Origin of the sequence: Erythrobacter sp. SCSIO 43205, assembly GCF_019904235.1 — a bacterium.
Taxonomy (GTDB): domain Bacteria; phylum Pseudomonadota; class Alphaproteobacteria; order Sphingomonadales; family Sphingomonadaceae; genus Erythrobacter.
Genome location: NZ_CP063202.1, coordinates 2663131 through 2688063, shown reverse-complemented (window position 1 = coordinate 2688063; position 24933 = coordinate 2663131). Strand labels below are relative to the sequence as shown.

Sequence of the window (24933 nt, the reverse complement as noted above, 5' to 3'; positions counted from 1 at the left end):
CGGGGCCTTTTACACCAGACAAAAGAAAAGGGCAGACCTTGTTGACCAAGACCTGCCCATTTTCAGCGACGCTCGAAGCGCTCTTGTGTGGGAAGGGGATCAGAAACGATATCCCACTTCCACCCCGACCAGACGCCGCGCGCCCGGAGAGATGAAGGAACCGCCAAATTCAATCGCCGGGATAACTTCGTTGAGATATTCGCGGTTAAGGGCGTTCTCGGCAAAGACGGTCGCGGTGAGCTGGCCCATTTCGATCCCTGCGCGCAGGTTCAGGACACCAAAGGCTTCACGCTCAGCCACGCTGTAATTGGCATTGCCCACTTCCGCTGGAAGCGCGAGCGCCGAGATTGGCAGCAGGCCGGAGAAGAGCGTCGGCGAAGTCTGGTCCTGGAAAGAGTGGAACCACGTCGGGCCGGTGATACGATAATCAGCGCGCATGATAAGGTTCATGCTGTCGTTCAAAGGCGTGTCGATTTCGGTGCCCAGGTTGATCGTATAGTCGGCGGTATAAGGCGACTTGTTCCCCACCGTCGATGGACGCGAGCTGTTGGCCTTGATTTCGCTTTCGGTGATGTTGATTGCGCCGAAAATCTTCCAACCATCGACGATTTCCGCCGCCGTGTTGAACTCAAGGCCATAGACCTCAACCTCATCGATGTTCGAGACAACGCGCAGCAAGCCAAACGAGCCCACGAAGAACTCGAAGAACTGCATATCGTCGATTTCAGTGTAATATCCTGCAAGATCGAACGTGATCGCGCCGTTCGCAATCTCGCCTTTCAAGCCCACTTCAAAGGCAGAGGACACTTCCTTGTCGTAGACATCGTTGATCGTCACATCCGCGCCCAACGCTTGAACGAAGTTTGCATCGATGATCGCAGCCGACCCCTGGTTGTTGAAACCGCCCGACTTAAACCCGATGCCCCAGTTGGCGTAGAGATTGAAATCTGGTGACGGCTGCCAGCTGAGGCTGACTTTGGGTTGCAGCTGCTTGAAGGTTTCCGAAACTGGCGTGAACGCGCCGAATGCAAGGCCGGGGTTGATCGGGCCGCCTGTGAACGGGTCAAGTGCATCGGCAGGCACGAGCGAATTGGAAGAGCGATCTTCAATGTCATAGCGCAACGCAAGGCCAAGCGTTACGGTGTCGAACTCATATTCTGCATTACCGAAGATGGCATAGACAGATGTGTCGAATTCATCGTTCAAAAGAAGGCTGGTTGGGTTGGAGCTTCCCGGTGCGTTGAACAATGTTTCGGAAACGCCTGCGCCCGTATCACCGCCAATGGAAACGCCGGTTTCGCGGTCGATGTTGAGGAAGTAGCCGCCCAATTGCCAGATCAAAGGACCGCCATCATTGGAGGCAAGGCGGATCTCGGCGCTGATGTCGGATTGCTTGCGGATTTGCAGCTGGGTGCCGTCACATGTGGTGGGGCTGTATGCGCCAAAGGTCGAACCATTGGCGGGCGCAAAGATAAACGGCACCGGAATTTCGCCGATAAAGCCGGGCTGTGCAACGGGGAAACCGGTCAGCTGCGCGGTGGTGGCAAAGCAGCTATCGACAACCCCTTGCGCGGCGGGGTCAGCGGCACCGATGAAGCGGGCAAAGTCAGCGCTCGTCCCGTCGGCGGTTAGAAGCTGGTCAACGTCAGAATAAAGCGCCCACGCGGTGAGCGTTACACTGTCGAAATCATGCTCAATCTTGGCCGAGATGTCGAAGCTGTCCTGCTCGTTAGTCGGGCGGATATTGCCGTTGTAGACAAAGGGGTGTTCGTTCACATCCTCGAAAAAGGCGGGATTGGTCGCGCCAAAGGCAGGGATGTGGAAGGATGAGTTGAAGTTGATTGAGGCGCCGCGAAGCTGCGAATAGCGCGCCTTGACATCAAGCTCGGTCGCCTCGCTCAGATTGGCAACGAGACGCCCGTCAACCGACCACACCTCTTGGTCATCCACCACATCATCGTTTAAAAACTCGTTGAAGAAAAAGCCGTCGGTGGTGCGGTAATAGCCAGAGGCAACAATGCCGATCCCTTCACCGAGCGGTGCCGAAACATAAGCTGTGCCCTCAAACGTGTTTTCATTCGCATAGGATGCGCGAACGCCGCCCTCAACAAAGTCGCCGGGTTTCACCGTCTGAAGGACAATTGCGCCGGCAGCCGCGTTACGACCATAAAGCGCACCTTGCGGGCCTTTGAGGATTTCAACCTGGCGCAGCGTGCCCTGGTTCTGGTTCAATTGCGCGGTGTTGGTTTTTAAGATGCCATCGACAACGAGAGCGACCGAGCTTTCCGCATCGCGCGCGCCGTTAATGCCGCGAATGTTGATCTGCGTGTCGCCCGCTTCCGCTGTGCCGGTCACAATGGTGACGCCCGGGGTAAGCTGGGAGAAGTCGGCTGCGTTCTGAGCGCCGGTTTTTTCAAGCGCGTCAGCGGTTAGAACCGAAACCGATGCGGGTACATCCTGAAGACGCTCATCCTGACGGCGCGCGGTGACGATGATCGCGTTGTCATCCTCAGCCGCATCGGCACCGGTCGCTGTTTGTGCATGGGCCGGGGCGGCATGGGCGGCGATGGCGAGGCTCATGAATGAGGCTGCACTCAGCAAGGATACGTGACGCATTTGAATTCCCTTCTTTAACTCGTTCACCCGCACTGGAACGATCTGGTGTCTCATCGATTTTATCATCACTCGGTTCGCTGGCTTTGGACACAAAGACCATTGCCAAAGTGGTTCCCGCCACTGCCCCAGGACGGATTTTTCCTCCGCCTTGCGTTGCTTGAGCTTTATTGTATACAATTAGCACAAGTCAAGTTTCCCGACCCCACCTTGAAACAAACCAAGAAGCCATCCCATGACCAAAGCGTCTGACCGCGCCTATCAAACGATCAGAAGCATGATCCTTTCGGGCGAATTGTCGTCGGGCGATGCTTTGCGTGAGGAGGCTTTGGCAGAGCGTTGTGGCGTGTCGCGCACGCCCATTCGCGAGGCTTTGCGCCAGCTTGAAGCTGACCTCCTCGTGCGCCGCACCGAATCGCAGCGCAGCTATGTTGCTGACTGGTCGCTGGACGATGTGGAAGATGCGTTTGAACTTCGCGCGATGCTTGAAGGGCACGCCGCCCGGCGCGCGGCGGAGCGTATGACGGATCAAGTCGTGAAGGAATTAAAGTTCTGTAATAAAGCAATTTTAGCGGCGGTTTCTAGGCCTACGCCCGACGTTGCGACTTTCCTTGATCGAAACCGGGACTTTCACGCTCTGGTGCTTGCAACGGCAGGTTCACCGCGTTTGACGGGCCTTTTGACATCGCTGATTGAGCAGCCCGTCGTGTGGCGTACAGCGCAGCATTATGACCCCGAAGCGTTCAAGAGTTCGCACCGCGAGCACGCCGATCTCCTGGCTGCGTTTGAGCGGCGCGATGGCGCATGGGCTGAGAGCATTATGGCAGGGCACATCAGGCGCGCCTTTCATGCATATTGTGATGCGCACAAGGGCCTGAAAACGGCGCATGATCAGCCAAAGCGAGGTGCGGCGTAATGGCAACAGTGTATACAAAAAGCGTCGAGATCGTCGAAGTGAGCCCGCGGGACGGGCTTCAAAACGAGAAAGTGCCGGTCGGCACCGACGACAAGCTGGGGTTGATCGCAAAGGCGATTGATGCGGGTGTGCGGCGCATTGAAGTTACCAGCTTCGTCAATCCGCGCGCTGTGCCTCAGATGGCGGATGCGGACGCGGTGTGCGCCGGGCTACCGGACCGCGATGACGTCACCTACATCGGTCTTGTAATGAACCAGCGCGGCGCTGACCGGGCGCTTGCGACGGGGCGCATTGACCAGTTGGGCGCTGTTTGTGTTGCCACCGATACATTTGCCATGCGTAACCAAGGGCAGACTTCGGATGGCTCGGTCGAGGCGGCAAAGGCAATTATCGAAACGGCGAGAGAAGCTGGCAAAACTGCTCAGGCCACAATCGCTGCAAGCTTTGGTTGCCCCTTCGAAGGCGAAGTTGCGGAAGGCCGCGTCATCGAAATGGCGCGGGCCGTGGCAGAGGCGGGCCCTGTCGAAATCGCGCTTGCTGACACAATCGGAGTGGGTAACCCTGCGCACGTGACCCGCCTTATTGCAGGCGTGAAATCAGTCGTTGGCGACATTCCCATTCGGGTCCACTTTCACAACACGCGCGGGACGGGACTTGCCAATGTCTGGGCTGCGATCCTTGCGGGCGCATCGAATATCGATGCCTCCATCGGCGGGCTCGGCGGCTGTCCTTTCGCGCCGGGTGCTGCGGGCAATGTCGCTACTGAAGATGTCCAGTATATGCTGGAGCGGGCCGGGATCGAAACCGGATTAGACCTCGCAAAACTGATCGAAACCAACGCGTGGCTTGCGCCCATTATGGGCAAGCAACTGCCTGCGATGGTTGCCAAATCGGGCGGCTTTCCCGCCCCGCACAATCAAGAAAAGGAACTCGCCTGATGCGCTATCGTCTTGGAGTGGACGTGGGGGGTACGTTCACCGACTTGCTCTTGTTTGACCAAAAAAGCGGCGGGTTTTGGCGGCACAAAACGCCTTCGACCCCGCACGATAGCTCGGAAGGAATTTTGAACGGCGTTCTGGCTATCACCGAGCAGGCGGGCGTTGATCCGGGCGATATTGAGTTTTTCCTCCACGGCACGACGGTTGCAACCAATGCGGTGCTTGAAGGCAAAGGCGCGCGCGTCGGGCTGATCACGACCGAGGGCTACCGCGACATCATGCAGATCGCGCGCAGCTTTGTGCCCGGGGGCCTTGCCGCGTGGATCGTATGGCCCAAGCCTCAGCCGCTCGCCGCGCTTGAGGACACGCTCACCGTGGGCGGGCGCATGGACGCCGATGGCAATGAAGTGCGTGCCGTCGATGAGGCAGGCGCCCGCGCGGCCTTGGAGCAATTGAAAGCGCAAGGGGTTGAGGCGATCACGGTCAGCCTGATCAACGCCTATGTAAACGGCGCGCATGAGAAGCAAATCGGCGCGATTGCCGAGGAAGTCTTCGGCGGCTCGGTGCCGATTTCCTTGAGCCACGAAGTGCTTCCCGAAATGCAGGAATATGAGCGCACGCTTTCGACGGTCGCCAATGCTGCCGTGCGTCCGGTGGTTGGCAATTATGTCTCGAACCTGCGCGACAAGCTGGTTGAAGCGGGGGTGAAGGGTAAGCTTTCGCTGCTGCGCTCTGATGGCGGGCTTATGAGCAGCCAGAAGGCCGAAGAGCATCCCGTCAACATCCTCATGTCCGGCCCTGCTGGCGGGGTGACGGGTGCTGTCTGGGTGGCGAAGAACGCTGGACTTAAAAACATCCTCACTCTTGATGTCGGTGGCACCTCGACCGACGTTGCTCTTATCGAAAACCTCGAACCGCGCCGGGTGCGCACGACCGAAGTCGGGCACTTGTCAGTGCGCGCTTCGGCTCTCGATGTGAAGACGGTTGGCGCAGGAGGCGGTTCTATCGCTCACGTTCCTGAGCTCACAGGAGCGCTGCGTGTGGGCCCTGAAAGCGCGGGCGCTGTGCCGGGGCCGGTTGCCTATTCCAAGGGCGGCGAATTGCCGACGGTGACTGATGCCAATGTGGTGCTGGGCTACCTTCCCGAAGATCTTCTTGGTGGTTCGTTCAAGCTCGACCGCGAAGGTGCGAAAGCGGCGGTGCAGACCATCGCCGATGCGCTTGGGGTCAGCCTTATGGATGCAGCGCGCGGGATCATCGACATTGTGAACGAGAATATGTTCGGCGCGCTTCGCATGATCAGCGTTCAGCAAGGCTACGACCCGCGCCACTTTGCCCTGATGGGCTTTGGCGGGGCGGGGCCTTTGCACGTCAACGCTGTTGCGAAACTGATGGGAAGTTGGCCCGCAGTTTCGCCCGTTTCGCCGGGTGTTTTGTGTGCACTTGGCGATGCAACAACGCGGATGCGGACTGAGACGGCGCGGTCTTTCAGCAAGCTTGCAGGCCAAACCGATGTGAGCGATCTCATCGCGCTGCTCGATGAGATGGCAGCGCAGACCCGCGCTGAGCTTGAGGCTGACGGCATCCCTTCGGACACCATCACAAGCGAGTTCGAAGTCGATGTGCGCTATGCCGGACAAGCCTTTGAAGTCCCACTCACAATTGACCAAGCCACCTTGCAAGAGAAAGGCATCGAAGGCATCCTTGAACGCTTTGATGAAGAGCACCGCCGCCTCTTCACCTTCAACATGGATACCCCGCATGAGATCGTGAACCTGCGGGCGGTGGCTCTTGGCGAGGCGCTCGAATTGGAGGCTGCTGAACTTCCCAAAGGCAATGGCGATCCCGCCCATGCGAAGATAAAAGATCACACGCTGTGGATGGATGGCGAAGAGCGCGCGGCTGTTATCTACGACCGCTCAAAGCTGCTGCAAGGCGACACCATTCCCGGCCCTGCGATCATCACCGAGATGGATTCAACGACGCTCGTCGAACACGACTGCACCGCTTCAATCGACGCGGTCGGCAATATTTTGATTAATCCGTCGTGATCGTTTCAATTGCCTTTCCGCTCCCCCGCGAAGGCGGGGGCCCAGAGCCGAAAAACTCTGCGCCCGATTGCCCCTCGATCCCCGCCTTCGCGGGGAAGCGCAACAGAGATTTCTGAGGAGTTTCTCCCAATGCCAGCACAAATCATCGAAACCAATCCTGCGCCCTTCAAAAGGCTCGATATTGATCCGGTCACATTGGACATCATCGAGAACGCGCTGCGCAATGCCCGGATCGAGATGGATGCGACCCTTGTGCGCACCGCGATGAGCCCCGGCATACGCGAGCAGGGCGACGCATTTCCGCTGATCGCTGATCCGTCGGGCAAGATGATCGTCGGACAATTCGGCAGCTTCATCGGCGGCTTCCTCAAGAGCTTTGACGGAACGATCGAGGACGGGGACATGATCTTCCTCTCCGATCCTTACAGTTGCGAAGGCGCGATCAGCCACTCGAACGACTGGCTCGTAATGCTGCCGGTGTTTAAGGACGGGCGTCTTATCGCCTACACCGCCATGTTCGGCCACCAGTCCGATATTGGCGGCATGGTACCCGGCTCCATGCCGATTGAGGCGACCTCGATCTTTCAGGAAGGCGTACGCATTCCGCCGGTAAAGATTTGGAAAAGGCATGAATACAACGACGACCTGATGAAGCTCGTCATGCACCAAACGCGCAAACCCGATTGGTGTCAGGCTGACCTCAACGCGCTCATCGCCAGCTGCCGCGTCGCCTCCAACCGCCTCGTCGAAATGGCGGAGCGCTTTGGCGACGATGTATACTACTCAGCCACGCAGGAACTCCTCGCCCGCAACCACCGCGCGATGAAGGCGCTTATCGGTCAGGCAATCCCTGAAGCCAAGGCGAGCTTTGAAGATTTCATTTGCGACGATGGCAAGGGCTATGGCCCTTATAAGATCAAATGCACCATGTGGCGCGAAGGCGATAAGGTCATCCTCGACTTCGACGGCACCGACCCGCAGTCAGCCGCCTCGATCAATTTCTACTTGAACGAGAATATGTTCAAGATGTTCTTTGGCATCTACATGATCATGGTCTTCGACCCGCAGATCCTCTTCAATGATGGCTTCTATGACCTCATCGAAGTCCGCATTCCCGAAGGCTCATTGCTGAAGCCCAAGTTCCCCGCAGCCTTGTCAGGCCGCACTCATGCTTTGGGCCGGATTTTCGACATTCTGGGCGGTCTGCTGGGGCAGGGCACGCCGGAGTTCCTGAACGCCGCTGGCTTCTCTTCTTCGCCTCACCTTTTCTACTCTGGCTGGGACAACCGAGAAGGCAAGAAGGCGGATTGGTTCCAGCTGTTCCAGATCGGTTTTGGCGGCATTCCCGGTCGGCCTCTTGGCGATGGTCCCGATGGACACTCGCTCTGGCCGGGTTTCACCAATGTGCCCAACGAGTTTCTGGAGCGCTACTTCCCACTGCGGATTGAACGCTATGAAACCGAGAAGGATTCTGGCGGCGCTGGCCTCCACCGCGGCGGTAATGGTATTCACATGACCTACCGCTTCCTCGCCGACGGCGCGATTGCGATCCACGATGACCGCTGGTTTGTGCCCCCGTGGGGCGTCAATGGCGGCCACCCGGGCAAGCGCGCAACCAAGCTGATTGAGCGGCTCGATGGCACCACCGAGATCGTCGGCAACAAGGTCGAAGATGTCGAGGTGAAAGCGGGCGAGCAACTCCACTTCATCACATGGGGCGGCGGGGGCTGGGGCGACCCACTGACACGTGATTCCGAACTCGTCGCGCTCGAAGTGCGCCAAGGCCTCGTCACCGTCGAGGGCGCGCGCGATTACGGCGTTGTCATCACAGACGACCACACGGTCGACGCATCGGCGACAGAGGCGCTGCGCGAAGAGATCAAGGCATCGCGCGGCGAGCTACCGCTTTTCGACTATGGCCCCGGCATCGAGGCTTTGCGCGAGAAATGCGAGGAGGAAACAGGGCTTGCCGCGCCGATCCAGCCGTCATGGGATGCACAAAAGCTGGGGGGGCGTCATGGGTAAGCCGCTCGACACAGGAGCCAGCCCCGGCGCGCTGGCTGGCTTGCGCGTAGTTGAAATGGGCCAGCTTCTCGCAGGGCCTTTTTGCGGACAACTGCTGGGCGATATGGGCGCGGATGTCATCAAACTGGAGCCTCCCGGAAAAGGCGACCCCATGCGCGAATGGGGGCAGGGCGAGGAAAAGGTCCAATGGGAAGTGATTGCGCGCAACAAGCGCTCGGTCACTTGCAATTTGCGCGTACCCGAAGGTCAGGAGATTGCGCGGCAACTGATCGCGAAAGCCGATATTCTGGTCGAGAATTTCAAGCCCGGAACGCTGGAGAAATGGGGGCTTTCTCCTGAAGAGCTGCACAAGACCAACCCCGGCCTCATCATCGCGCGAATGTCGGGTTATGGCCAGACTGGCCCCTACTCCACCCGCGCCGGATTTGGCGGCATTGGCGAGGCGATGGGCGGCTGGCGCTACATCGTGGGTGACCCTGACAGACCACCTGCGCGCATGGGCATTTCCATCGGCGACACTCTTTGTGCGACTTACGGCACGATGGGCGTGCTCGCCGCATTACACCACCGCGAAAAAACGGGTGAGGGTCAGGTGATTGACACCGCGCTTTACGAAGCGGTCTTGCAGGTCATGGAAGGGCTGGTCCCCGAATATGACTATAACGGATTTATCCGCGAACGCTCCGGTTCAATCCTCCCCGGAATTGCGCCGAGCAATGTCTATTCATGCAGCGATGGTCCGTTTATGATCGGTGCCAACAACGATGCGATTTTCAAGCGCTTGGCACAGGCGATGGGGCGGCCGGAACTGGCTGAAGATGAACGCTATGCGACTCATTTGGCGCGCGGGGTGCATCAGACCGAGCTTGATGATCTCATCAATGAATGGACAGCCACGCTCACGATTGATGAGCTGGATGCGCTGATGATCGAATATTCGATCCCCGCAGGGCGCGTCTACACCGCCAAGGATATGCTTCAAGACCCTCATTTCAAGGACCGTGAGGCGATTATCGAAGTCGATACAGAAGGCCATGGCCCCTTGAAGATGCAGAACGCTTTCCCGCGTTTCTCCAAATCCCAAAGCGGCGTACGCAGAACCGCTCCGGTAACGCCCGGACAGCACAACGCAGAAGTCTTGAGCGAGCTTTTGGGATGGGACGAGGCGCAGATTGCCGAGAAAAAAGAGAAAGGCCTGATGTAAGGTTAACGGGCAGGGCAAATGTAGGATTTGGCCTGCTCGTTTCCTACACGCCGGGTGGTCGCTAAACTGGCGCAATGCCCGCCCAAAAATTTTCCATTTTTCAGTTGCTTAGACTGATTTCCAAGGGTGTAAGGGGTCTTTGGGATTTCTGCCTTTGGACAGTGTCTCAAGTGTCTCAAACGCGGGCGCGCTCACTTGGCCTAGAACGCAAAAAACACATTCACATTGGCGACGTGATCCATGCGGTTTTCGCGGCCTTCGCGAAACACGGTCTGGTTGAGATAACCCGGCACCATGGTGATCCCATCGCCAAGCGGTACAGTTACGCCTACGAAATTGCGCCACACGCTAAGCCCGCCCGATTGAAACTGCGTATCGTTGAGCTCAATAAATGGCTCGGTGTAGAGGTTGAGCTTGTTGTTCTCGGTGATCGGCACGCGCAATTGCACGAAATTGCGAAAGCGCCAGGAAGTGCCGTCGCCCTCTTCAAAGGTGCGCTGTTCAAGCCGGGTGCGCGAATCCAGCGTCACGCCGTCTTTCTCGATCAAACGCACGTTCAGCTCTTGGTAAAAGCGGTGCTCATTGGTCTTTGCCGGGCCCACCGGATCGGTGAGGATGTAGGCATAGCCCCCGCCAATGTTGACCTTGTCGGTGATGCGATACCCTACGAAACTGCGCAAAAGCAGCTGGCCCAGCCGGTCCGCGTCATTGGTAAAACGCTCCTGCGCTTCGCCGCGAATGTACCAATTGCTATCTTCCCCAAGATCAATTGTGACGAACTGGCCCGTCCAGACGTTCAGATCATCTTCGGTCGCAGACGCCGGGGTGGCGAGGGGAAGCGTTACGGCTGCGGCAACAAGGGCCAATTTGGTGCTTTGCATCGATCTCTTACATTCGTTCAAACAAAAATTGGCGGGCGACGCCTTGCAAGAAAGATGTCGCCCGCCGGAAGGATTGGAGCAGGGCTCTCCTGCTCTTGGGGGAAGTTGCAATCAGCCGATTGGGAAAAGGCGGATCGCGCGGTGTCATGCTCGATGTTCAATTTCGTATCGGTGAGAACCGGGCTGCTTTGCGAAAGTCGATCAAAGTTTTGCCTTCTTTCGCGACGGCCCCCTTACGGGATGGTGGAGGGAAAAACCCCGTAGGAAAAACCTTCGACAACCCGGCCTCGCCGAGTGATTGGAGAGATAGACGAAGCGATCGACGGCAAAATCTGCCAACTGGCGAGCTTCCCGGCCTACGCTGTGTGGCCTATGCAGTTTTCGCAAGGGGCACTATGTTGCGCCAATGCCTGATACGCTTTCTACTTTGCCTTCAGATGGCGAAACCATTGCCGAACTGCGCGAGCTTTACCGTGCCGCCGAAGCGCGTTCGGCAAGGCTGCGGCTTTTGTCGGTTTCCGGACGCGAACTGGCAGCTGCGACAAGCGATACGTTGGACGAGATCGTTAAGCGCTGCGCCATGCGTCTTGCTTTCTTTGTCGGCTGCCGGGCTGCGTCTGTGCGCGAGGCGGAAAAGCTGGAAAAGGGCGAGGCGGGCATTCCCATTCAGGCGCCGGGCGAGGAGGACGTTACCCTTGCGTGGCTGGTGGTCGATGGTCTTGAGAGGCTCGCGGATATCTCCGACCCCGAAGATCGCGAGGCTTTCCGGATGGAACTGGAGCAGATGGGGCTTGCCATCGACCGCATCAGGCGCGAGCGTGAGCGGGCCGATCTGGTGAGCGCGCTGCAAAGCCGCGAGAAGACACTGGCGATGCTGCTGGAGCGGATATTTACCGCGCAAGAGGAAGAGCGCCGCAGGGTAAGCCATGAACTCCACGACGGTGTGGCGCAAACCGCGACCGCGCTGGTGCGCATTCTGGATAATCCGGCGCAACGCGCAAAGCTGACAGACGATGCCGATGAGGGCGCGATTAATCCTGCTGACGTTGCGCGCTCGCTCGTCTCGGAATTGCGGCGAGTGATTGCTGGCCTTCGCCCGACAATGCTCGATGACCTTGGACTTCTGCCCGCGCTTCAAGCGCTGGGAGAAGGGCTTGAAGCCGATGGCTATCGCGTCACGCAAACACTGGTCGCCAGCCCAAAGCGCCTCTCGCCGCTGGTCGAAACCGCAGTGTTTCGGGTGGCGCAAGAGGCCGTAGCCAATATTCGCAAGCACGCCGGCGCACCCTGCGATGTCTTGATCGAAGCGCGTTTTGACACCGACCCTCTCACCTTGCGCATCGAAGACCACGGTGAAGGTCCGTCCGAAGAAACCCGAAAAGCAGGCGCGCAAAGCGGCAACAATGTGGGGATTGAAGTGATGAAAGAACGCATGAGCGCAATTGGCGGTACGCTGGAATGGGGCGCGGGCGCCGAGCGCGGTGTCTTTGTCGAAGCGCGCTTGCCTGCTGAAAACTGATAGCTGAAAGCTGCACTATATGTCCTCACCATCCACCACCCCCACCATCCTCATCGTTGATGATCACCAACTGGCCCGTGAAGGGCTGCGCGCGGTCCTTTCAGGTGATGGCTTTGGTGATATTCATCTTGCATCCACTGGCGAGCAAGCCATTGAAATGGTGCGTGAGATAGAGCCTGACATTGTCTTGATGGATGTTCGCCTGGGCGAGGGCATTGATGGACTTGAGGCCACCCGCCAGATCGCGGCACTTGGCCTTTCTACCAAAGTCATCATGCTTACCCTTCACGATATGCCGGGCTATGTGCGCACCGCATTGTCGGCGGGCGCTGCGGGATATGTCCTGAAAGACACCGAAATCGGCGATCTTCGCGCCGCTATCGCACAAGTGCTCGACGGGCGCTCTGCCATTCCGCTGGACTTGGTCAGCGCGGCCATGAAAAGCGACCCGGTATCGAGCGCGACAGGTGACCTTGGCAAAATCCTGACCGAGCGCGAGCAGGAAGTGGTCGAGCACGTGGCTCAAGGCCTCACGAATAAAGAAATCGCGCGCAAACTCGAAATCAGTCCGGCAACGGTAAAGGTTCACGTCGAACGCCTGATCGCAAAGCTGGGCGTTGCCGACCGCACACAGGCAGCCGTGGTGGCAACCCAGTTGAAATCTGCAGGGTCAAGCGGCGTGTGAGCAGGCGTTCGACCCTATTCTGGACTGATCGTCCGCTCGCTTTCAAAGGGCTTGTCGTGGTGGCCTTGCCGCTGGCGGTGCTGCTGGGCTCCCTGGTGTCGCTCTACCTTGCGGCGAGCGCTGAGACGCGCGCTGAAGACGATGTGCGCCGCGCCTTTGCCATCCAGCGCGACGTTTATCAGGTGCACGCGCTTCTGGCAGAAGCGGCAGCGGGCGTGCGCGGTTATGCCTTGACCCGCGAAGAGCGCTTTCTGGCACCATATTACACCGCCGAACGCGACCTTCCGGCGACGCTTGAACGATTGGATGTGGCGATTGAGGACGAAGATGTGCGCCCGCGTTTCCTCCAATTGCTGCAGATAACCAAGGACAAACGCGAAGGGCTGCGCACAACCATTTCACTTGCTCAAAGCTCAAACGAGCCAACGCCAGATGAGATTGAGGACTTGCTTGTCACGAACAAGTTGGCGCTCGATGCAGTTCGGCAGGAAATTGAAAATATTCAGGAGCTTGAGGGGATTGTCCTTGATCGCAGGCGCGCGCTTGTCGAGGATGTGCGCACACGGTTCCTGACATTGACGGCGGTCAGTGCGATCATTGGCCTGTTGGGCAGTTTTGCTGCCGTTTATCTGTTCTCCACCGGGATTGTGCGCCGAGTGAGCAAGCTTGAAGGCGATGCGGAGCTTCTTGCGCGAGGGGAGCGATTGGACGCTCCTCCAGAAGAGGCCGATGAGCTTGGTCGGTTGGCACAGCGCATGGCGCGGGCAAGCGCTCTTTTGCGCAAACGCGAAGATGATCTCAAAGCGAGCGAAGAGCGTTTTCGCCTCGTGATCGAACGGGTGCGCGATTACGGCATATTCACGCTCGACAACCACGGCATTGTGACCAGTTGGAACCTTGGCGCTGAACGGATCAAGGGCTGGCGAACTCATGAAATTGTGGGTGAACATTTTAGCCGCTTCTATCCCGCCGACACGCGCGATACCTTGCCAGATACATTGCTTGAAAGGGCGCGGGTCGAAGGCGCGGCAGAAGACGAAGGCTGGCGCATTCGCAAGGACGGTTCGCGCTTTTGGGCGAACGTGGTCATTACCGCGCTTCGCGATGAGGCGGGCGAGCTTCAAGGCTTTGCCAAGGTCACGCGCGATATGACAGAGCGCCGCCGCAGCGAAGAGGAACTTCGACTGGCGCGCGAAGAGGCGGTTGCGGCAAACCTTGCAAAGTCTGAATTTCTCTCCCGCACGAGCCACGAACTGCGCACGCCGCTCAATGCCATACTTGGCTTTGGCCAGTTGCTTGAAATCGACGAAGAGGATTTCGCCGACCCTCATCGCGATGCGGTGCGACAGATCACCAGGGCGGGGCGGCATCTGCTCTCTTTGATCAATGATTTGCTCGACATCTCCAGTATCGAATCCGGCGCGCAAGAGGTCGAGATAGAGGCGGTGAACATCGCGCAGTTAATCGAAGAAACGCGCCGTCTGGCCGACCCCATTGTGCGCGCAGCAGCCTTACGATTTGAAATTGATCTGCCGAGCGAGGATACAACGGTTCAGGCTGATCGGCGTCGCACCACTCAGGTCATCTTGAACCTCATCAGCAACGCAGCGAAATACAATGTTGAAGGCGACTTTGTGCGGCTTGGGGCTGAAGTCCACAGCGATACTGTGACCGTTTTTGTCGAAGACGATGGTCCCGGTGTTGCCCCTGCTGACCGCTCGCGGCTGTTCACGGCCTTTGATCGCCTTGGCCAGCAAAAGCTTTCGCGCAGCGAGGGGACCGGCCTTGGGCTTGCGCTTTCAAAAAGTCTTGTTGAATCGATGGGTGGCACGCTTGATTACAGCCCCCGCGATCCAGACGGCCATGAAAGCGGGGCCCGCTTCTCCTTCACCCTCGCCGCCAAACCCGCATCAGCCACCGCCAAGCAAAGCGCGCAATAGGACGCATCATGCCACCACAGCTAATCGATCCTGAAGAAATCCTCGCCCGCCGGATTTTGGTGATCGACGATGAGGAAGCCAACGTCATGCTTTTGCGCAGTATTTTGCAGCGTGAAGGCTACAGCGATGTGCATTGCCTGACCCAGTCAAAAGAGGCGCTTGTCACCTATATGGATCTGCAGCCTGACCTTGTGCTGCTCGATTTGATGATGCCTGAAGTGGACGGGTTTCAACTGCTGGAAGCCTTTTCGCGCCATGATGCTGCCGATGAGTTTCGACCCGTTCTTGTGCTGACGGCAGACACAACCATTCAGGCGCGGCGTAAGGCGCTTGCTTTGGGCGCGAAGGATTTCGTAGCCAAACCCTTCGATGTGATCGAAGTGGGCCTTAGAATTTCCAACCTGCTGGAAACGCGACTTTTGTATGAACGGCTTCGCGCAGCGAGCCTCGCTGGTGCGCCCAGTGCAAACCCGGCTTAAGGGGCGAGGCTGGCGGCTTGTTTTGCGTTTGCATTGATCTGTGCAAGACTTGCTCCTTCCGGCACAATCCAGCTGCCGCCAACGCACAGCACTTGTGGAAGGGCGAGCCAGTCGGGTGCCGTTTCCAGAGTGATCCCGCCAGTGGGGCAGAACTTTGCCTGACCAAAGGGCCCCGACAAAGCTTTCAACGCAGGGATGCCGCCCGATGCCATGGCAGGGAAGAATTTGAAGTGTGATAAACCCATGTCGAGCCCAAGCATGATGTCACCTGCATTGGCGATACCGGGCAAGAACGGCAGCCCGCTTGAAAGCGCTGCGCTACCCAATGCCGGCGTGAGGCCAGGGGAGACGATGAATTCAGAGCCAGCGGCTTGCGCCTCTTCCAGTTGGCGCGGGTTGATTACCGTACCAGCGCCAACAATCGCGCCGGGCACGAGGTTCATCCGCTTGATCGCTTCCAAAGCATCCGGCGTGCGCAATGTCACTTCGAGCACTTTGAGACCCCCATCGACCAGAGCCTCCGCCTGTTCACGCGCTTTGCCAGCGTCCTTCACCACGAGGACCGGGATGACCGGCGCTGTCTTCATCACCCGCTCAATCTCGTTGGGGTCAAAGCTTCTCGTGTCGTTCATCGGTCCATCTCCATCTGGCCTTTGCGCAAACTATAGGGCGATGCGCGAAGCGGGGCGAGCGCAAAATGGGGAGCCGAAATCGTATTCACGCTCGCATATACCACGGCGATGGCCGGTTCGATCTTCGGGCTATGATTAACGCTATGCTTAGCATTTTTTTCTAAGGCTTCCCGCGAGCAAATCTTTCACTTTGATGGATAGGAAAAGCGACGCTTTTTAGATGGCTGTGACGAACTCTTGCGAGGGGCAATCAGGCCTCATCGGGGCGACCGGCTTTGTCGGCGGCGCTTTGCTGCGCCAGACGGATTTCGACGCCCAGTTCAACAGCCGCACAATAAATGAGATCGAAGGGCAGAGTTTTGACACTTTGGTGTGCGCGGCTGCCCCCGGTTCGATGATCGAGGCGAACACCGCACCAGAGCGCGACCGTGCGCAAATTCAATCGCTTATCAATCACTTGTCGAAGGTTGATGCGAAGCGGTTTGTTCTGATTTCCTCTATTGCCGTGCTCGCAGACTTTGCTGGCGGAGACGATGAGACGACAAACAAATTTCAGGAAAGCCTCGCCTATGGCCACCACCGCCGCGAGCTTGAAGCCTTCATTGAGGAGCATTTTGAAAACTATCTGATCGTGCGCTTGCCCGCATTGTTCGGAAAAGGTCTGCGCAAGAATTTTATCTTCGATCTGATGAACCCTGTGCCGTCTATGCTGGCGGCTGAAAAGCTTGCCATCTTGCGTGACGGATTGAGAGACGCGCTTTCCCAGTGGACGAGCGAACTTTACACTAAGGACGCAGCGACGGGGCTGTTCAAGCTCGATCGCGAGGCGCTCAATCGCGATGAGCGTCGGATGGCGCTCGATCAGGCGGTAAGCGATTTGGGGCTGTCGGCGACCCAGTTTCACAACCGTGAAACGACGTATCAATACTACGAAATTGACCGCCTTTGGCGCGATATCGGAATGGCTTTGGAGGCAGGGCTCACCCATCTGCACCTGACCAGCGAGCCATTGCAGGCCGCTGTCATTCACCAACGCCTGACGAACATGGCGATGCCGGAAACATCCGCGCGCCTGCACTGCGAGGATATGCACTCAGCCCATGGAAACCTGTGGGGTGCGAGCGGGCCTTACCTCTTCAGCGGCGAGGCGACTTTGGATCGGCTGGAACAATTCTACATCAGCGAAAGGGCGGGCGTATGATCTTGTCCATGTCCAATATCGCCTGGGCTCCGCAGGAGCGGCTTGATGCCTATTCGGCAATGGCACAAGCGGGCTTTCGCGGGCTCGAAATCGCGCCGGGATTGTTCTTCCATGCGAGCGATGATCCTTTCGTGCCAAGCGAAACCCAAGCGCGCGAGGCGCTCGCTGAAATTGCCGATCAGGGGCTCCACCTTGTGTCGATGCAGTCGCTTTTGTTCGGTGTCGATGGCGCTGGGCTTTTCGATGGAGAGGGCGCGCGCAAAGCTCTCGTCAACGGTGTAACGCGAGCGATTAATCTGGCGGGACGTTTTGGCATTGCGAACCTCGTTTTCGGCTCCCCCGCACAGCGCCGTGTGCCTGATGGCATGGCGATGGAGCAGGCTTGGGATGAGGCGGCGCAGGTCTTTCGCGCACTTGGCGACACTGCGGCAAGTGCTGGTACGACCATCACTGTTGAGGCCAATCCGGCGGCTTATGGCACCAATTTCCTCAACACCTTCAGCGACGCGCGGCGCTTTATTGAGATGGTCGACCACCCCGCTATCGCAGCGATCCTTGATCTTGGCGCGATGCATATGAATGGCGAGTTTAACGCGGTTGCTGAAGCGCTGCCCGATCTTTCCTCTAGCCTCAATCATGTTCATGTGAGCGAGCCGGAACTGGCACCAGCGCCCGCTGATCCAGAGCGTCTCGCCCCCGTTCTTAAAGGGCTTACACAGCACGGTTACACAAAGGCGGTGTCCATCGAGATGCGCCGGCCCGATAACGGAGTGCAAGGCGTGCGTGCCTCTATCGCGGCACTCGCTGAGGCGGCCAGAATGGGGGAGTGCACTTATGCATGAACCCGCGCCAGAAAGCTTTGTCAAACAGCGCGAAGACACGGTCGTATCTGTTTGTTTTGCAACGCCCCGGCCAAGCAAGAAGACATTCGAGACGATCCGCAAAGTCGCCGCAACCCTCGATACGACTTTCCGCTTTCGCGAGATTATCCTCGTCGTCGAAACCCATGAGCGCGAGGTATTCCTGCCACTGGTTGATGAGGTTAGCGATGTGCGGCTGTTCCTCGTGCGCAAGGGCACCGAATATTACGAGCGCCGCGTTATTGCCGCTGAAGAGGCCATTGGTGATCTGGTGTTGATCGCCAATGAGGATGAAGCGGCTGCATTGGATGTGCTTGCATTTCTCGAGCGCGCGGAAAGCGCCAATGCAATTGCCATCGCCAGTCAGGACAAAAAGCATCCGATGAAGGCGTTTTTGAGCTGGCCATTTGTGGCCTTGGGAAGGCTTGCAGGCTTTGCGGTTTACCCCAGCGATTGGCAGTCCATTGCCATGCCGCGAACGCTGCTTAATCACATTCTTGCGCATGATGAACCACGCTTGGCGCTGCGCTATCCGCCGCGCGATCCGCGCGTGCCGCTGGCCGGGTTCAGGGCCGATACGAATGTCACATCGCGCAGCGCGTTCAAAGACTTGGGCCGCCGGATGCAGCTATTACAAACGCTGCTTGTGTTTTTGACGCCAACAATCCTTGGGGTAGTGGCGATTTCCTCGACGTTCCTCATGCTTGTGGGGCTCGCCTATGCGGCATGGATTATCGGCGCGCTGATCGTGGTTGATAATCTTGCGCCCGGATGGCTCACCACTAACACGATGCTTGCGGTGAGTGCGGTGTTCATGGGCATATCGACCCTTGGGCTGAGCCTTGGTTTACAGCACCTGATGCGCCAAAATGCGCGCGACAAGGGTGAAAAAGTGTCCGAAGAGGTGAACCGGATCGACCTGTTCGGCAAAGTTTCAGCTGACCTCAACGTCGAGCTTGAAAGCGAGGCTTGGGCAAAGAACGCGACCGAGCGCGATGGTGAGTGATGAGGGCGCCCCTTTCCACTCAATTTGACTATGTCGTGATTGGCGGCGGTTTTTACGGTTGCTGCCTGGCGCTGTATCTGCGTTCGATTTCGGACAAGGTCTTATTGGTTGAGGCGTCCGATGCGCTTATGACCCGCGCAAGCCGGGTGAACCAAGCGCGAGTGCACACCGGTTTCCACTATCCACGATCAGCTGTGACAGCAGTCAAATCCATGCTGCTGCACCGAAAATTTCTCGAAGATTTCCCTGAAGCCGTCGTCGATGAGTTTCAGATGCTTTATGCGATTGCAAAGCGGCGCTCGAAGGTCACAGCGAAGAAATTTCATCGAATGTTCAGCGAGATGGGCGCGCCTATTGAGGTTGCTTCTCCCAATGACCGCGCGCTGTTTGACAGCGATATGGTGGAGGAAGTCTTCGCCTGTTACGAGACCGCTTTCGACTACTCGGTGCTCGCCAGACAAATGGCCGAGCGCCTCAATGAAGCGGGCGTCGAACTGCGGTTGAACACCAGGCTCGAGGCGCTCAAGGATGCGAGCGGGCTCGTGGTGGCGGGCCTGTCAGATGGACAGGAAGTCACGGCAAGATACGCCTTCAACATCACCTATGCGCAGGTCAATTCCGTGCTCGAGATGGCGGATTTGCCCAAGGCCGCGCTCAAATATGAGGTCGCTGAAATTGCCTTGATCGAGCCGCCGCAAGAGCTTTCCACGCGCGGCGTGACGGTGATGGACGGGCCGTTCTTCTCGGCCATGCCATACCCCTCGGCTGGGCTCTATTCGCTCACCCATGTGCGCTACACCCCGCATGAAAGCTGGAGCGACGGTGGACCCATCAGCGCCCCCTACGCCCATTTCGCCGCGCGTGCATTTGACACCCGCTACGCCTTCATGCTGCGCGATGCTCAGCGGTATTTGCCCTGCCTTGGCGCTGCGACCTATCGCCGCTCGATCTATGATGTGAAGACGGTTCTGGTGAAGAACGAGGCCGACGATGGCCGTCCGATCCTCTATCACCAGAAGCCCGAGGGTAGCCGTGTGATCTCGGTTCTAGGCGGCAAGATCGACAATATTTACGACCTGTTCGAGGCGGTGAAGAGCACCGCGCCCGAATTTGGCGCTGCGCATTCGGGCTTTGTGCTGGGGGCGCAATATGCCTGAGAATGCGGGTGCAAAGCAGCGCGGCTGGCTGCTGATCGCTGCGCTTATGGCGGCGATCATTGCGCTGCGTGGTTGGACTTTGCTTTACGATCACAGTCTCAACTCGATCGACGGGGCGATGCAGACGTGGTTCGCGCTTGATAATTTCGCTGATGGAGCAAAGCTGGGCGAAGGCTTTCAATCCTACCTGGGGATCACCATGATCCTCTCGCTTTTGCCGATCTTCATGGCGTTTGGTGAGACGCTGTGGGCATCGACTTTTGCGGCCTTTGCCATGGTGACCGTCGGCAGTTTTGCCGGCGCTTACAGTGTTGTCTGGATGCTGCGTGCGGTGCCAGGCACTATGAGGTGGGCGTTCACGATCCTGCTTGTCTTCGCGTTCTACTACGTTGGCAACGCGGCTGCGGGGTTCAGCCACTTTCCTTATCCTGCGACCTTTGATCCGGGCGTATCATTGCGCCCCCTTCGCGGCGCATTGCCGTCCTTTGTTCTGCCGGTTTTCCTATTCGCGCTAAGAGCCATCATGCGCGACACCAACTGGGTGCCGACCCTTTGGTTTGGACTTGCAACCGGGCTTGCGCTTCTATGGTCAAACGATGCTGGCATTCCGCTGGTAATTGCCGCTGTGATGGCGCTTATCTGCGCTTTGCATCAGCAGATGGCACTGCTTGCAAAGGCTTTTGCCGCTTTTGCGGTTGGAGTTGCCGCCTCAGCCTTTGCGATGCTCATGCTCGTCACCCACGGCGACCCTTCAGGCTGGCTCCAGTACAATTTTGTCGAGGTAGCCAGCGACCAATTCTGGTACTTTGGGCCTTGGGGAGCAGAGGCGCGCGTTCTCTCGATCCTTGATTTGCCGCGCGTCTTTTATGCAGGTGAACCGCTGACAGCGATGAGCCTGATCGCTCTCACCGCGTCGGTTTGCTTCGCGATTTGGCAGCGATTGAGAGGACGCGGCTCGCCTGTTCGATTAAGCGCCTTTGTCTTCGTAGGTGCAGCGCTGATCGGCACAGCTACCCTGCCGCAAATAGGCGGCCATATCGGTTCAGAATATAAGGCGATCACTTTCGTCTTTGGACTAAGCGCGCCTGTTATCCTGTTTCAGAGATCGCTTTTGCGGCTTTTCAAACCGTTCTTGCGCGCCGCCTCATCGAAAAGCGTCCCTGCCGTGGCTGGTCTGGCTTCGCTGGCGATGGTCGCGATAGAGGCAAGCGCGCTGGCTAGTGTCGCCGGCCAAACCGAGCGCACCGTGTATGCTGAACCTCTCGGTTTCTATGTGACGCCCCAGACTGCCGAAGACCTTGCTGCAATAAAGCGCTTCTCCGCCTTTTTAGAGGCGCGCGGCGTCCCAAATGATGAACGATTGCTCTCTGTCTATACGTCCACGCTCGATATTGCGGCTGGCACCAAGAGCCCTGCGCCAGTCGGCTCGCTGATCCATGCTTTGGGGCCGGAAACCCGCGCCGATTTCAACAAGCTCTTGTTCGGCAAGGTCATTGCGGTGAGTACGATTGCGCCTGACTACACCGGTTGGGAAGGATGGAACACGCGAGCCAATTGGACTTTTTTCAAGACCTTGCGCGACCTCTACGATCCGATTGCGAAAAGCGATCAGAACATCGTGTGGGTCCGGCGCGGCGGTGTTACGCCCAAACACAGCGCGACCTGCGAAGTCATCCACAAGACGCTCGACCGCTTTGACGTGGTGGTACGAAGCGATGTCGGCGGGCTTGCATCGCTTTATATCGAGCGCGAAGCCTTCGATAGCGAGCCGCGCACCGCGCTTTTGACGGTTACAGAAGATTCGCCTTTCACGCGATCTGCGCGCGGGGCCCCGTGGACAGATTTCCCACGCTACGGTATTGCCAACACCCAAGTCGTCGAGGTGCCTGCACCGGTCACGGCAGGAGAAGAAACGCGGCTAACGTTGAAAGTGCTGGACGGTTCGCCCATCGGCTTTGCACAGTGCGTCGCGCAACTCTATCCACCGATTGAATTTGATGCGCTACCGAGCCTTTCCGAAGGCGTGGACCAACAGATTGCGCGGTGGCAGTGATGGTTGAGATGGTGCGCTTCTTTGTCGTTACCGTGCTTGGCGTGTTCCTCGATCTCGCGATTGCCTATGGCTTGCACGAGCTTGGCTCAGTGCCCTTGACGCTGGCCGCCGTCATCGGTTTCGTATGCGCTGCAAGCGCCAATTATGTGGCTCATCAGGTCTGGAGCTTTAGTGGCGGGGCGGGGAGCCTTTCAGCCAATCGCGCAGTGAAATATGGCGCAGTTGCAGCGCTTACACTGGTGGTTCGGGTGGGCGTTGTCGCACTGCTCGACGCTTGGCTTGCGGGCGCATTTGCGCTTCTCATCCTTATCTGCGGAGCGGGCGTCTCCTTCTTCGTCAATTTCGCCTTAAGCAAATTCTTCGTCTTCGCGCACGCTTCCACGCGAGAGGGCGCATGACCAAAAACGCAGCGCCTCTCCCCCTTAATGACAGCGATTGGCAGGTGCCTTCTTACAAAGAGGCGATCTACTCTCCCAAGGCGCACAAATACGCGCTGGTGATCCCCGTCATCAACGAAGGCGAACGCATCCGGGGCCAGCTTTCGCGGATTAAAGCCGCGCAGCTTGCTGTTGATGTCATCATCGCCGATGGCGGCTCGACCGATGGCTCGCTCGACGCCGATTTTGTGAAGCCAGTGGGCGTGCGGGCGGTGCTGACCAAGACGGGGCCGGGCAAACTTTCAGCGCAGCTTCGCATGGCTTACGCATGGGCGCTTCGCGAAGGGTATGAGGGCATTGTCACGATTGATGGCAATGGCAAAGACGGGGTCGAGGCTGTTGGGGACTTCGTGGCAAAGCTCGAAGAGGGCTTCGACTATGTCCAAGGCTCGCGCTATTTGCCCGGCGGGGAAGCTGAGAACACGCCGCTAGAGCGCACGATTGCCAACCGCCTGATCCACGCGCCGCTTTTGAGCGTTGCGGGAAAGCGCTGGTTCACCGACACGACCAATGGGTTCAGAGCCTATTCGGCGCGCTATCTGACCCATCCCGATGTTGCCCCGTTCCGAGCCGAGTTCGAGGTTTACAACCTTCTTTTCTACATGACGGTGAGAGCGGGGCAGTTGGGCCTTAAGGTCGATCACGTGCCCGTCATTCGTCGCTATCCGCAAGACGGCAAAGTGCCCACCAAGATCGGCGGGCTTTCCTCCAAGCTTGCGCTTTTGGGGGAAACAGTGCGCGCGGCAACCGGGGGGTATACGCCCGACCATGCCGCTCGCGCGCTGCCCTCTCTCCTATGGCCAGCTTTCCTCGCCGCAGCGGTGCTCCTCCCGCTTTTGTTCAGCGTCATCGCCTCGCCAGAATACTCGCCCGATAGCTGGGCTTTGTACGAGCTCAGCAAGACGGTTTTTGGCGATTTCTATCGCTTTACCCATTTTCGCAGCTACGCCAGCGCATCGCCATATTCAGCCGCCTTCGCGCCGCTGTGGCCGAGTTTGATTGCGTGTGTGGACGCGCTTGCAGGAACGGGCGCGCGGACCGGGCTTTATCTCGCTTTTGCCTGCTATTTCGCTTTCGCAATCGTGTCGGAACAGATTGCGCGACAAGTCACGGGCGCGGCTTGGGTTGGGCTGGCTGCTGCGCTGGTGCTGCTCCTTGCGCCCGGCATGGTTTGGGACGAACTCAGCGCTGGGCGCACGATCCCCTTGCAATTGCTGCTCTTTGCATTGCTTGTTCGAGGAATACTTGCAAGTCGCGCCATGAGCCTTGCGGGCGCTGGCATGGTCGGGTTTGTCGCAGGACTTGCGGTAATGAACCGCTTCGATGCCGCGCTCTTGCCGATTTTGGTAAGCGTGCTGGTCGGATGGATCACCCGCAGCCCGGTGCGCGCTGCTGTTTCGCTCGCTGCATCATCCATCGCGATTGCGCCATGGGTGACCTATTCGCTCACCACCTTCGGTACAGTTTTTGCCACCGACAATGCAGGGATAGCGACCTCGCTCGACCCGCGCGCGTTCGTCACCGATTGGTGGCCTGAGGGACGCCCATCTTTGCGCGATGATCCCGGTGCATGGGCACTCAAAGTCTTTGGCGGTGCAAGCCAATGGCTGGTCAACGCTCTCGCCATTGTGGCCAGTCCTTTTGGCGCGGTGTGCGCGGTTGGCTTGGCGGGGCTGGGCGCGGTGAACTGGCTTGATGGACGCGCGCCCAGCCTTGCGCACAGATCGGATGGATCGGCTGAAAGAAACGTGATCGTAATCGCCATGGCCTGCGTTTTTGCGCTTTTGATGGCACCGCAGATTGTGACCGGCTATCTCGACAATCGCTATTACTCACCGCTCGTTTGGGCAGCGTACTTGAGCGCGGCCATTTGGCTCACCGCTCGCGGCGGGAATATCGCGCAGAGGCGGGGCTATGGCCTCCTTTTTGCAGCTCTCACCGTGCCTTGGGCGGCTGGCTTTGCGCTCATCAGCTTCGGCACTGCGCTCGATAATGGCGACCTTGATGCGCAGCACTGGGCCGCGTTTGAAGCGCCTCAAGATGTTGAGCAGCTGCATGAATGCCTGGGCGGCGATAACAAGGCGCGGGTACTGGTCATGGGCGACGACCTTTTCGCAGCAAAAGCGGGTGCTTTGGGCGGATTGCACACCATGATGGAGCCGCGCAACATCGCGCAAGGTCGGGTTGATGCGGCAAGTAGAGAAGATTTCCTCAGCGCTTGGCGCGTAGATTATGTGCTGGTCCGCGACCCTTCGCGGATGCGCGATGTCGCAGCTTTTGCGGGCACAGGCCAGGTGAAATCCTGTCCCATGCCGCTTTTCAAGCTCGCTCCTTAG

19 protein-coding genes are annotated in these 24933 nt (G+C 58.3%); 16 read left to right on the top strand and 3 right to left on the bottom strand.

Features of this window, described 5'->3' with window-relative positions; translation table 11 throughout:
• Window positions 1-99: 99 nt before the first annotated feature.
• On the bottom strand, window positions 100-2616 hold the full coding sequence (locus tag INR77_RS12785; protein ID WP_223071413.1) for a TonB-dependent receptor: 2517 nt from the start codon (window positions 2614-2616) through the stop codon (window positions 100-102).
• Window positions 2617-2848: 232 nt separating this feature from the next.
• Here INR77_RS12785 and INR77_RS12780 point away from each other — a divergent pair, with 232 nt between their 5' ends.
• The 5 genes from INR77_RS12780 to INR77_RS12760 all read left to right on the top strand — a co-directional run bounded on the left by INR77_RS12780 (window position 2849) and on the right by INR77_RS12760 (window position 9747).
• Entirely contained in the window at window positions 2849-3529 is a 681-nt protein-coding gene (locus INR77_RS12780; RefSeq protein ID WP_223071412.1) for a GntR family transcriptional regulator, read from the top strand.
• The gene (locus INR77_RS12775; RefSeq protein WP_223071411.1) at window positions 3529-4467 is read left to right on the top strand and encodes a hydroxymethylglutaryl-CoA lyase; all 939 of its coding nucleotides are present in this window, start codon (window positions 3529-3531) and stop codon (window positions 4465-4467) included. Before INR77_RS12780 ends, INR77_RS12775 begins: the two co-directional genes overlap by 1 nt.
• Window positions 4467-6518: a hydantoinase/oxoprolinase family protein gene (locus INR77_RS12770; protein ID WP_223071410.1), complete on the top strand. Its 2052-nt coding sequence runs from the start codon at window positions 4467-4469 to the stop codon at window positions 6516-6518. Before INR77_RS12775 ends, INR77_RS12770 begins: the two co-directional genes overlap by 1 nt.
• A gap of 129 nt (window positions 6519-6647) precedes the next feature.
• Window positions 6648-8543, top strand: coding sequence for a hydantoinase B/oxoprolinase family protein (locus INR77_RS12765; RefSeq protein WP_223071409.1), 1896 nt, complete (start codon window positions 6648-6650; stop codon window positions 8541-8543).
• Window positions 8536-9747: a CaiB/BaiF CoA-transferase family protein gene (locus INR77_RS12760; RefSeq protein WP_223071408.1), complete on the top strand. Its 1212-nt coding sequence runs from the start codon at window positions 8536-8538 to the stop codon at window positions 9745-9747. The genes INR77_RS12765 and INR77_RS12760 overlap by 8 nt, the downstream gene beginning before the upstream one ends.
• A 200-nt stretch (window positions 9748-9947) precedes the next feature.
• On the opposite strand, the gene INR77_RS12755 is transcribed toward INR77_RS12760, so the two are convergent.
• Complete coding sequence (locus INR77_RS12755) at window positions 9948-10628, bottom strand: DUF2490 domain-containing protein (RefSeq protein ID WP_223071407.1); 681 nt, start codon at window positions 10626-10628, stop codon at window positions 9948-9950.
• 406 nt (window positions 10629-11034) lie between these two features.
• Here INR77_RS12755 and INR77_RS12750 point away from each other — a divergent pair, with 406 nt between their 5' ends.
• From INR77_RS12750 to INR77_RS12735, 4 genes are read left to right on the top strand one after another with little or no spacing between them, the layout of a single operon-like run.
• The gene (locus INR77_RS12750) at window positions 11035-12147 is read left to right on the top strand and encodes a sensor histidine kinase (protein ID WP_223071406.1); all 1113 of its coding nucleotides are present in this window, start codon (window positions 11035-11037) and stop codon (window positions 12145-12147) included.
• Window positions 12148-12166: 19 nt separating this feature from the next.
• Complete coding sequence (locus INR77_RS12745) at window positions 12167-12832, top strand: response regulator transcription factor (protein WP_223071405.1); 666 nt, start codon at window positions 12167-12169, stop codon at window positions 12830-12832.
• The gene (locus tag INR77_RS12740) at window positions 12829-14772 is read left to right on the top strand and encodes an ATP-binding protein (RefSeq protein ID WP_223071404.1); all 1944 of its coding nucleotides are present in this window, start codon (window positions 12829-12831) and stop codon (window positions 14770-14772) included. Before INR77_RS12745 ends, INR77_RS12740 begins: the two co-directional genes overlap by 4 nt.
• Before the next feature lie 8 nt (window positions 14773-14780).
• Window positions 14781-15251 carry a response regulator gene (locus INR77_RS12735; RefSeq protein WP_223071403.1) on the top strand — a complete coding sequence of 157 codons (471 nt, stop codon included), beginning with the start codon at window positions 14781-14783 and terminating at the stop codon, window positions 15249-15251.
• Here INR77_RS12735 and eda read toward each other — a convergent pair.
• A complete protein-coding gene (gene eda, locus INR77_RS12730) occupies window positions 15248-15883 on the bottom strand; it encodes a bifunctional 4-hydroxy-2-oxoglutarate aldolase/2-dehydro-3-deoxy-phosphogluconate aldolase (RefSeq protein ID WP_223071402.1) in 636 nt (211 codons plus the stop codon). The two genes, INR77_RS12735 and eda, sit on opposite strands and share 4 nt — an antisense overlap.
• 220 nt (window positions 15884-16103) lie before the next feature.
• Here eda and INR77_RS12725 point away from each other — a divergent pair, with 220 nt between their 5' ends.
• From INR77_RS12725 to INR77_RS12695, 7 genes are read left to right on the top strand one after another with little or no spacing between them, the layout of a single operon-like run.
• Window positions 16104-17084 carry an NAD-dependent epimerase/dehydratase family protein gene (locus INR77_RS12725; RefSeq protein ID WP_223071401.1) on the top strand — a complete coding sequence of 327 codons (981 nt, stop codon included), beginning with the start codon at window positions 16104-16106 and terminating at the stop codon, window positions 17082-17084.
• Window positions 17081-17926, top strand: coding sequence for a sugar phosphate isomerase/epimerase (locus INR77_RS12720; RefSeq protein ID WP_223071400.1), 846 nt, complete (start codon window positions 17081-17083; stop codon window positions 17924-17926). The genes INR77_RS12725 and INR77_RS12720 overlap by 4 nt, the downstream gene beginning before the upstream one ends.
• A complete protein-coding gene (locus tag INR77_RS12715) occupies window positions 17919-18950 on the top strand; it encodes a hypothetical protein (RefSeq protein ID WP_223071399.1) in 1032 nt (343 codons plus the stop codon). Before INR77_RS12720 ends, INR77_RS12715 begins: the two co-directional genes overlap by 8 nt.
• The gene (locus tag INR77_RS12710) at window positions 18950-20107 is read left to right on the top strand and encodes an FAD-dependent oxidoreductase (RefSeq protein WP_223071398.1); all 1158 of its coding nucleotides are present in this window, start codon (window positions 18950-18952) and stop codon (window positions 20105-20107) included. Before INR77_RS12715 ends, INR77_RS12710 begins: the two co-directional genes overlap by 1 nt.
• Window positions 20100-22160, top strand: a complete 2061-nt coding sequence (locus INR77_RS12705; protein ID WP_223071397.1) for a hypothetical protein — start codon at window positions 20100-20102, stop codon at window positions 22158-22160. Before INR77_RS12710 ends, INR77_RS12705 begins: the two co-directional genes overlap by 8 nt.
• Window positions 22160-22558, top strand: a complete 399-nt coding sequence (locus tag INR77_RS12700) for a GtrA family protein (RefSeq protein ID WP_223073563.1) — start codon at window positions 22160-22162, stop codon at window positions 22556-22558. The genes INR77_RS12705 and INR77_RS12700 overlap by 1 nt, the downstream gene beginning before the upstream one ends.
• Window positions 22555-24933, top strand: coding sequence for a glycosyltransferase family 2 protein (locus INR77_RS12695; protein WP_223071396.1), 2379 nt, complete (start codon window positions 22555-22557; stop codon window positions 24931-24933). Before INR77_RS12700 ends, INR77_RS12695 begins: the two co-directional genes overlap by 4 nt.

Excerpts from the sequence above, each read along its gene's own strand:
- INR77_RS12760 (WP_223071408.1), top strand. The coding sequence starts at position 8,536 with ATGGGTAAGCCGCTCGACACAGGAGCCAGCCCCGGCGCGCTGGCTGGC.
- INR77_RS12710 (WP_223071398.1), top strand. The coding sequence starts at position 18,950 with ATGAGGGCGCCCCTTTCCACTCAATTTGACTATGTCGTGATTGGCGGC.
- INR77_RS12765 (WP_223071409.1), top strand. The coding sequence starts at position 6,648 with ATGCCAGCACAAATCATCGAAACCAATCCTGCGCCCTTCAAAAGGCTC.
- INR77_RS12785 (WP_223071413.1), bottom strand. The coding sequence starts at position 2,616 with ATGCGTCACGTATCCTTGCTGAGTGCAGCCTCATTCATGAGCCTCGCC.
- INR77_RS12715 (WP_223071399.1), top strand. The coding sequence starts at position 17,919 with ATGCATGAACCCGCGCCAGAAAGCTTTGTCAAACAGCGCGAAGACACG.
- INR77_RS12700 (WP_223073563.1), top strand. The coding sequence starts at position 22,160 with ATGGTTGAGATGGTGCGCTTCTTTGTCGTTACCGTGCTTGGCGTGTTC.
- INR77_RS12725 (WP_223071401.1), top strand. The coding sequence starts at position 16,104 with ATGGCTGTGACGAACTCTTGCGAGGGGCAATCAGGCCTCATCGGGGCG.
- INR77_RS12770 (WP_223071410.1), top strand. The coding sequence starts at position 4,467 with ATGCGCTATCGTCTTGGAGTGGACGTGGGGGGTACGTTCACCGACTTG.
- INR77_RS12755 (WP_223071407.1), bottom strand. The coding sequence starts at position 10,628 with ATGCAAAGCACCAAATTGGCCCTTGTTGCCGCAGCCGTAACGCTTCCC.
- INR77_RS12750 (WP_223071406.1), top strand. The coding sequence starts at position 11,035 with ATGCCTGATACGCTTTCTACTTTGCCTTCAGATGGCGAAACCATTGCC.
- INR77_RS12775 (WP_223071411.1), top strand. The coding sequence starts at position 3,529 with ATGGCAACAGTGTATACAAAAAGCGTCGAGATCGTCGAAGTGAGCCCG.
- INR77_RS12705 (WP_223071397.1), top strand. The coding sequence starts at position 20,100 with ATGCCTGAGAATGCGGGTGCAAAGCAGCGCGGCTGGCTGCTGATCGCT.
- INR77_RS12780 (WP_223071412.1), top strand. The coding sequence starts at position 2,849 with ATGACCAAAGCGTCTGACCGCGCCTATCAAACGATCAGAAGCATGATC.
- eda (WP_223071402.1), bottom strand. The coding sequence starts at position 15,883 with ATGAACGACACGAGAAGCTTTGACCCCAACGAGATTGAGCGGGTGATG.
- INR77_RS12720 (WP_223071400.1), top strand. The coding sequence starts at position 17,081 with ATGATCTTGTCCATGTCCAATATCGCCTGGGCTCCGCAGGAGCGGCTT.
- INR77_RS12735 (WP_223071403.1), top strand. The coding sequence starts at position 14,781 with ATGCCACCACAGCTAATCGATCCTGAAGAAATCCTCGCCCGCCGGATT.
- INR77_RS12745 (WP_223071405.1), top strand. The coding sequence starts at position 12,167 with ATGTCCTCACCATCCACCACCCCCACCATCCTCATCGTTGATGATCAC.
- INR77_RS12695 (WP_223071396.1), top strand. The coding sequence starts at position 22,555 with ATGACCAAAAACGCAGCGCCTCTCCCCCTTAATGACAGCGATTGGCAG.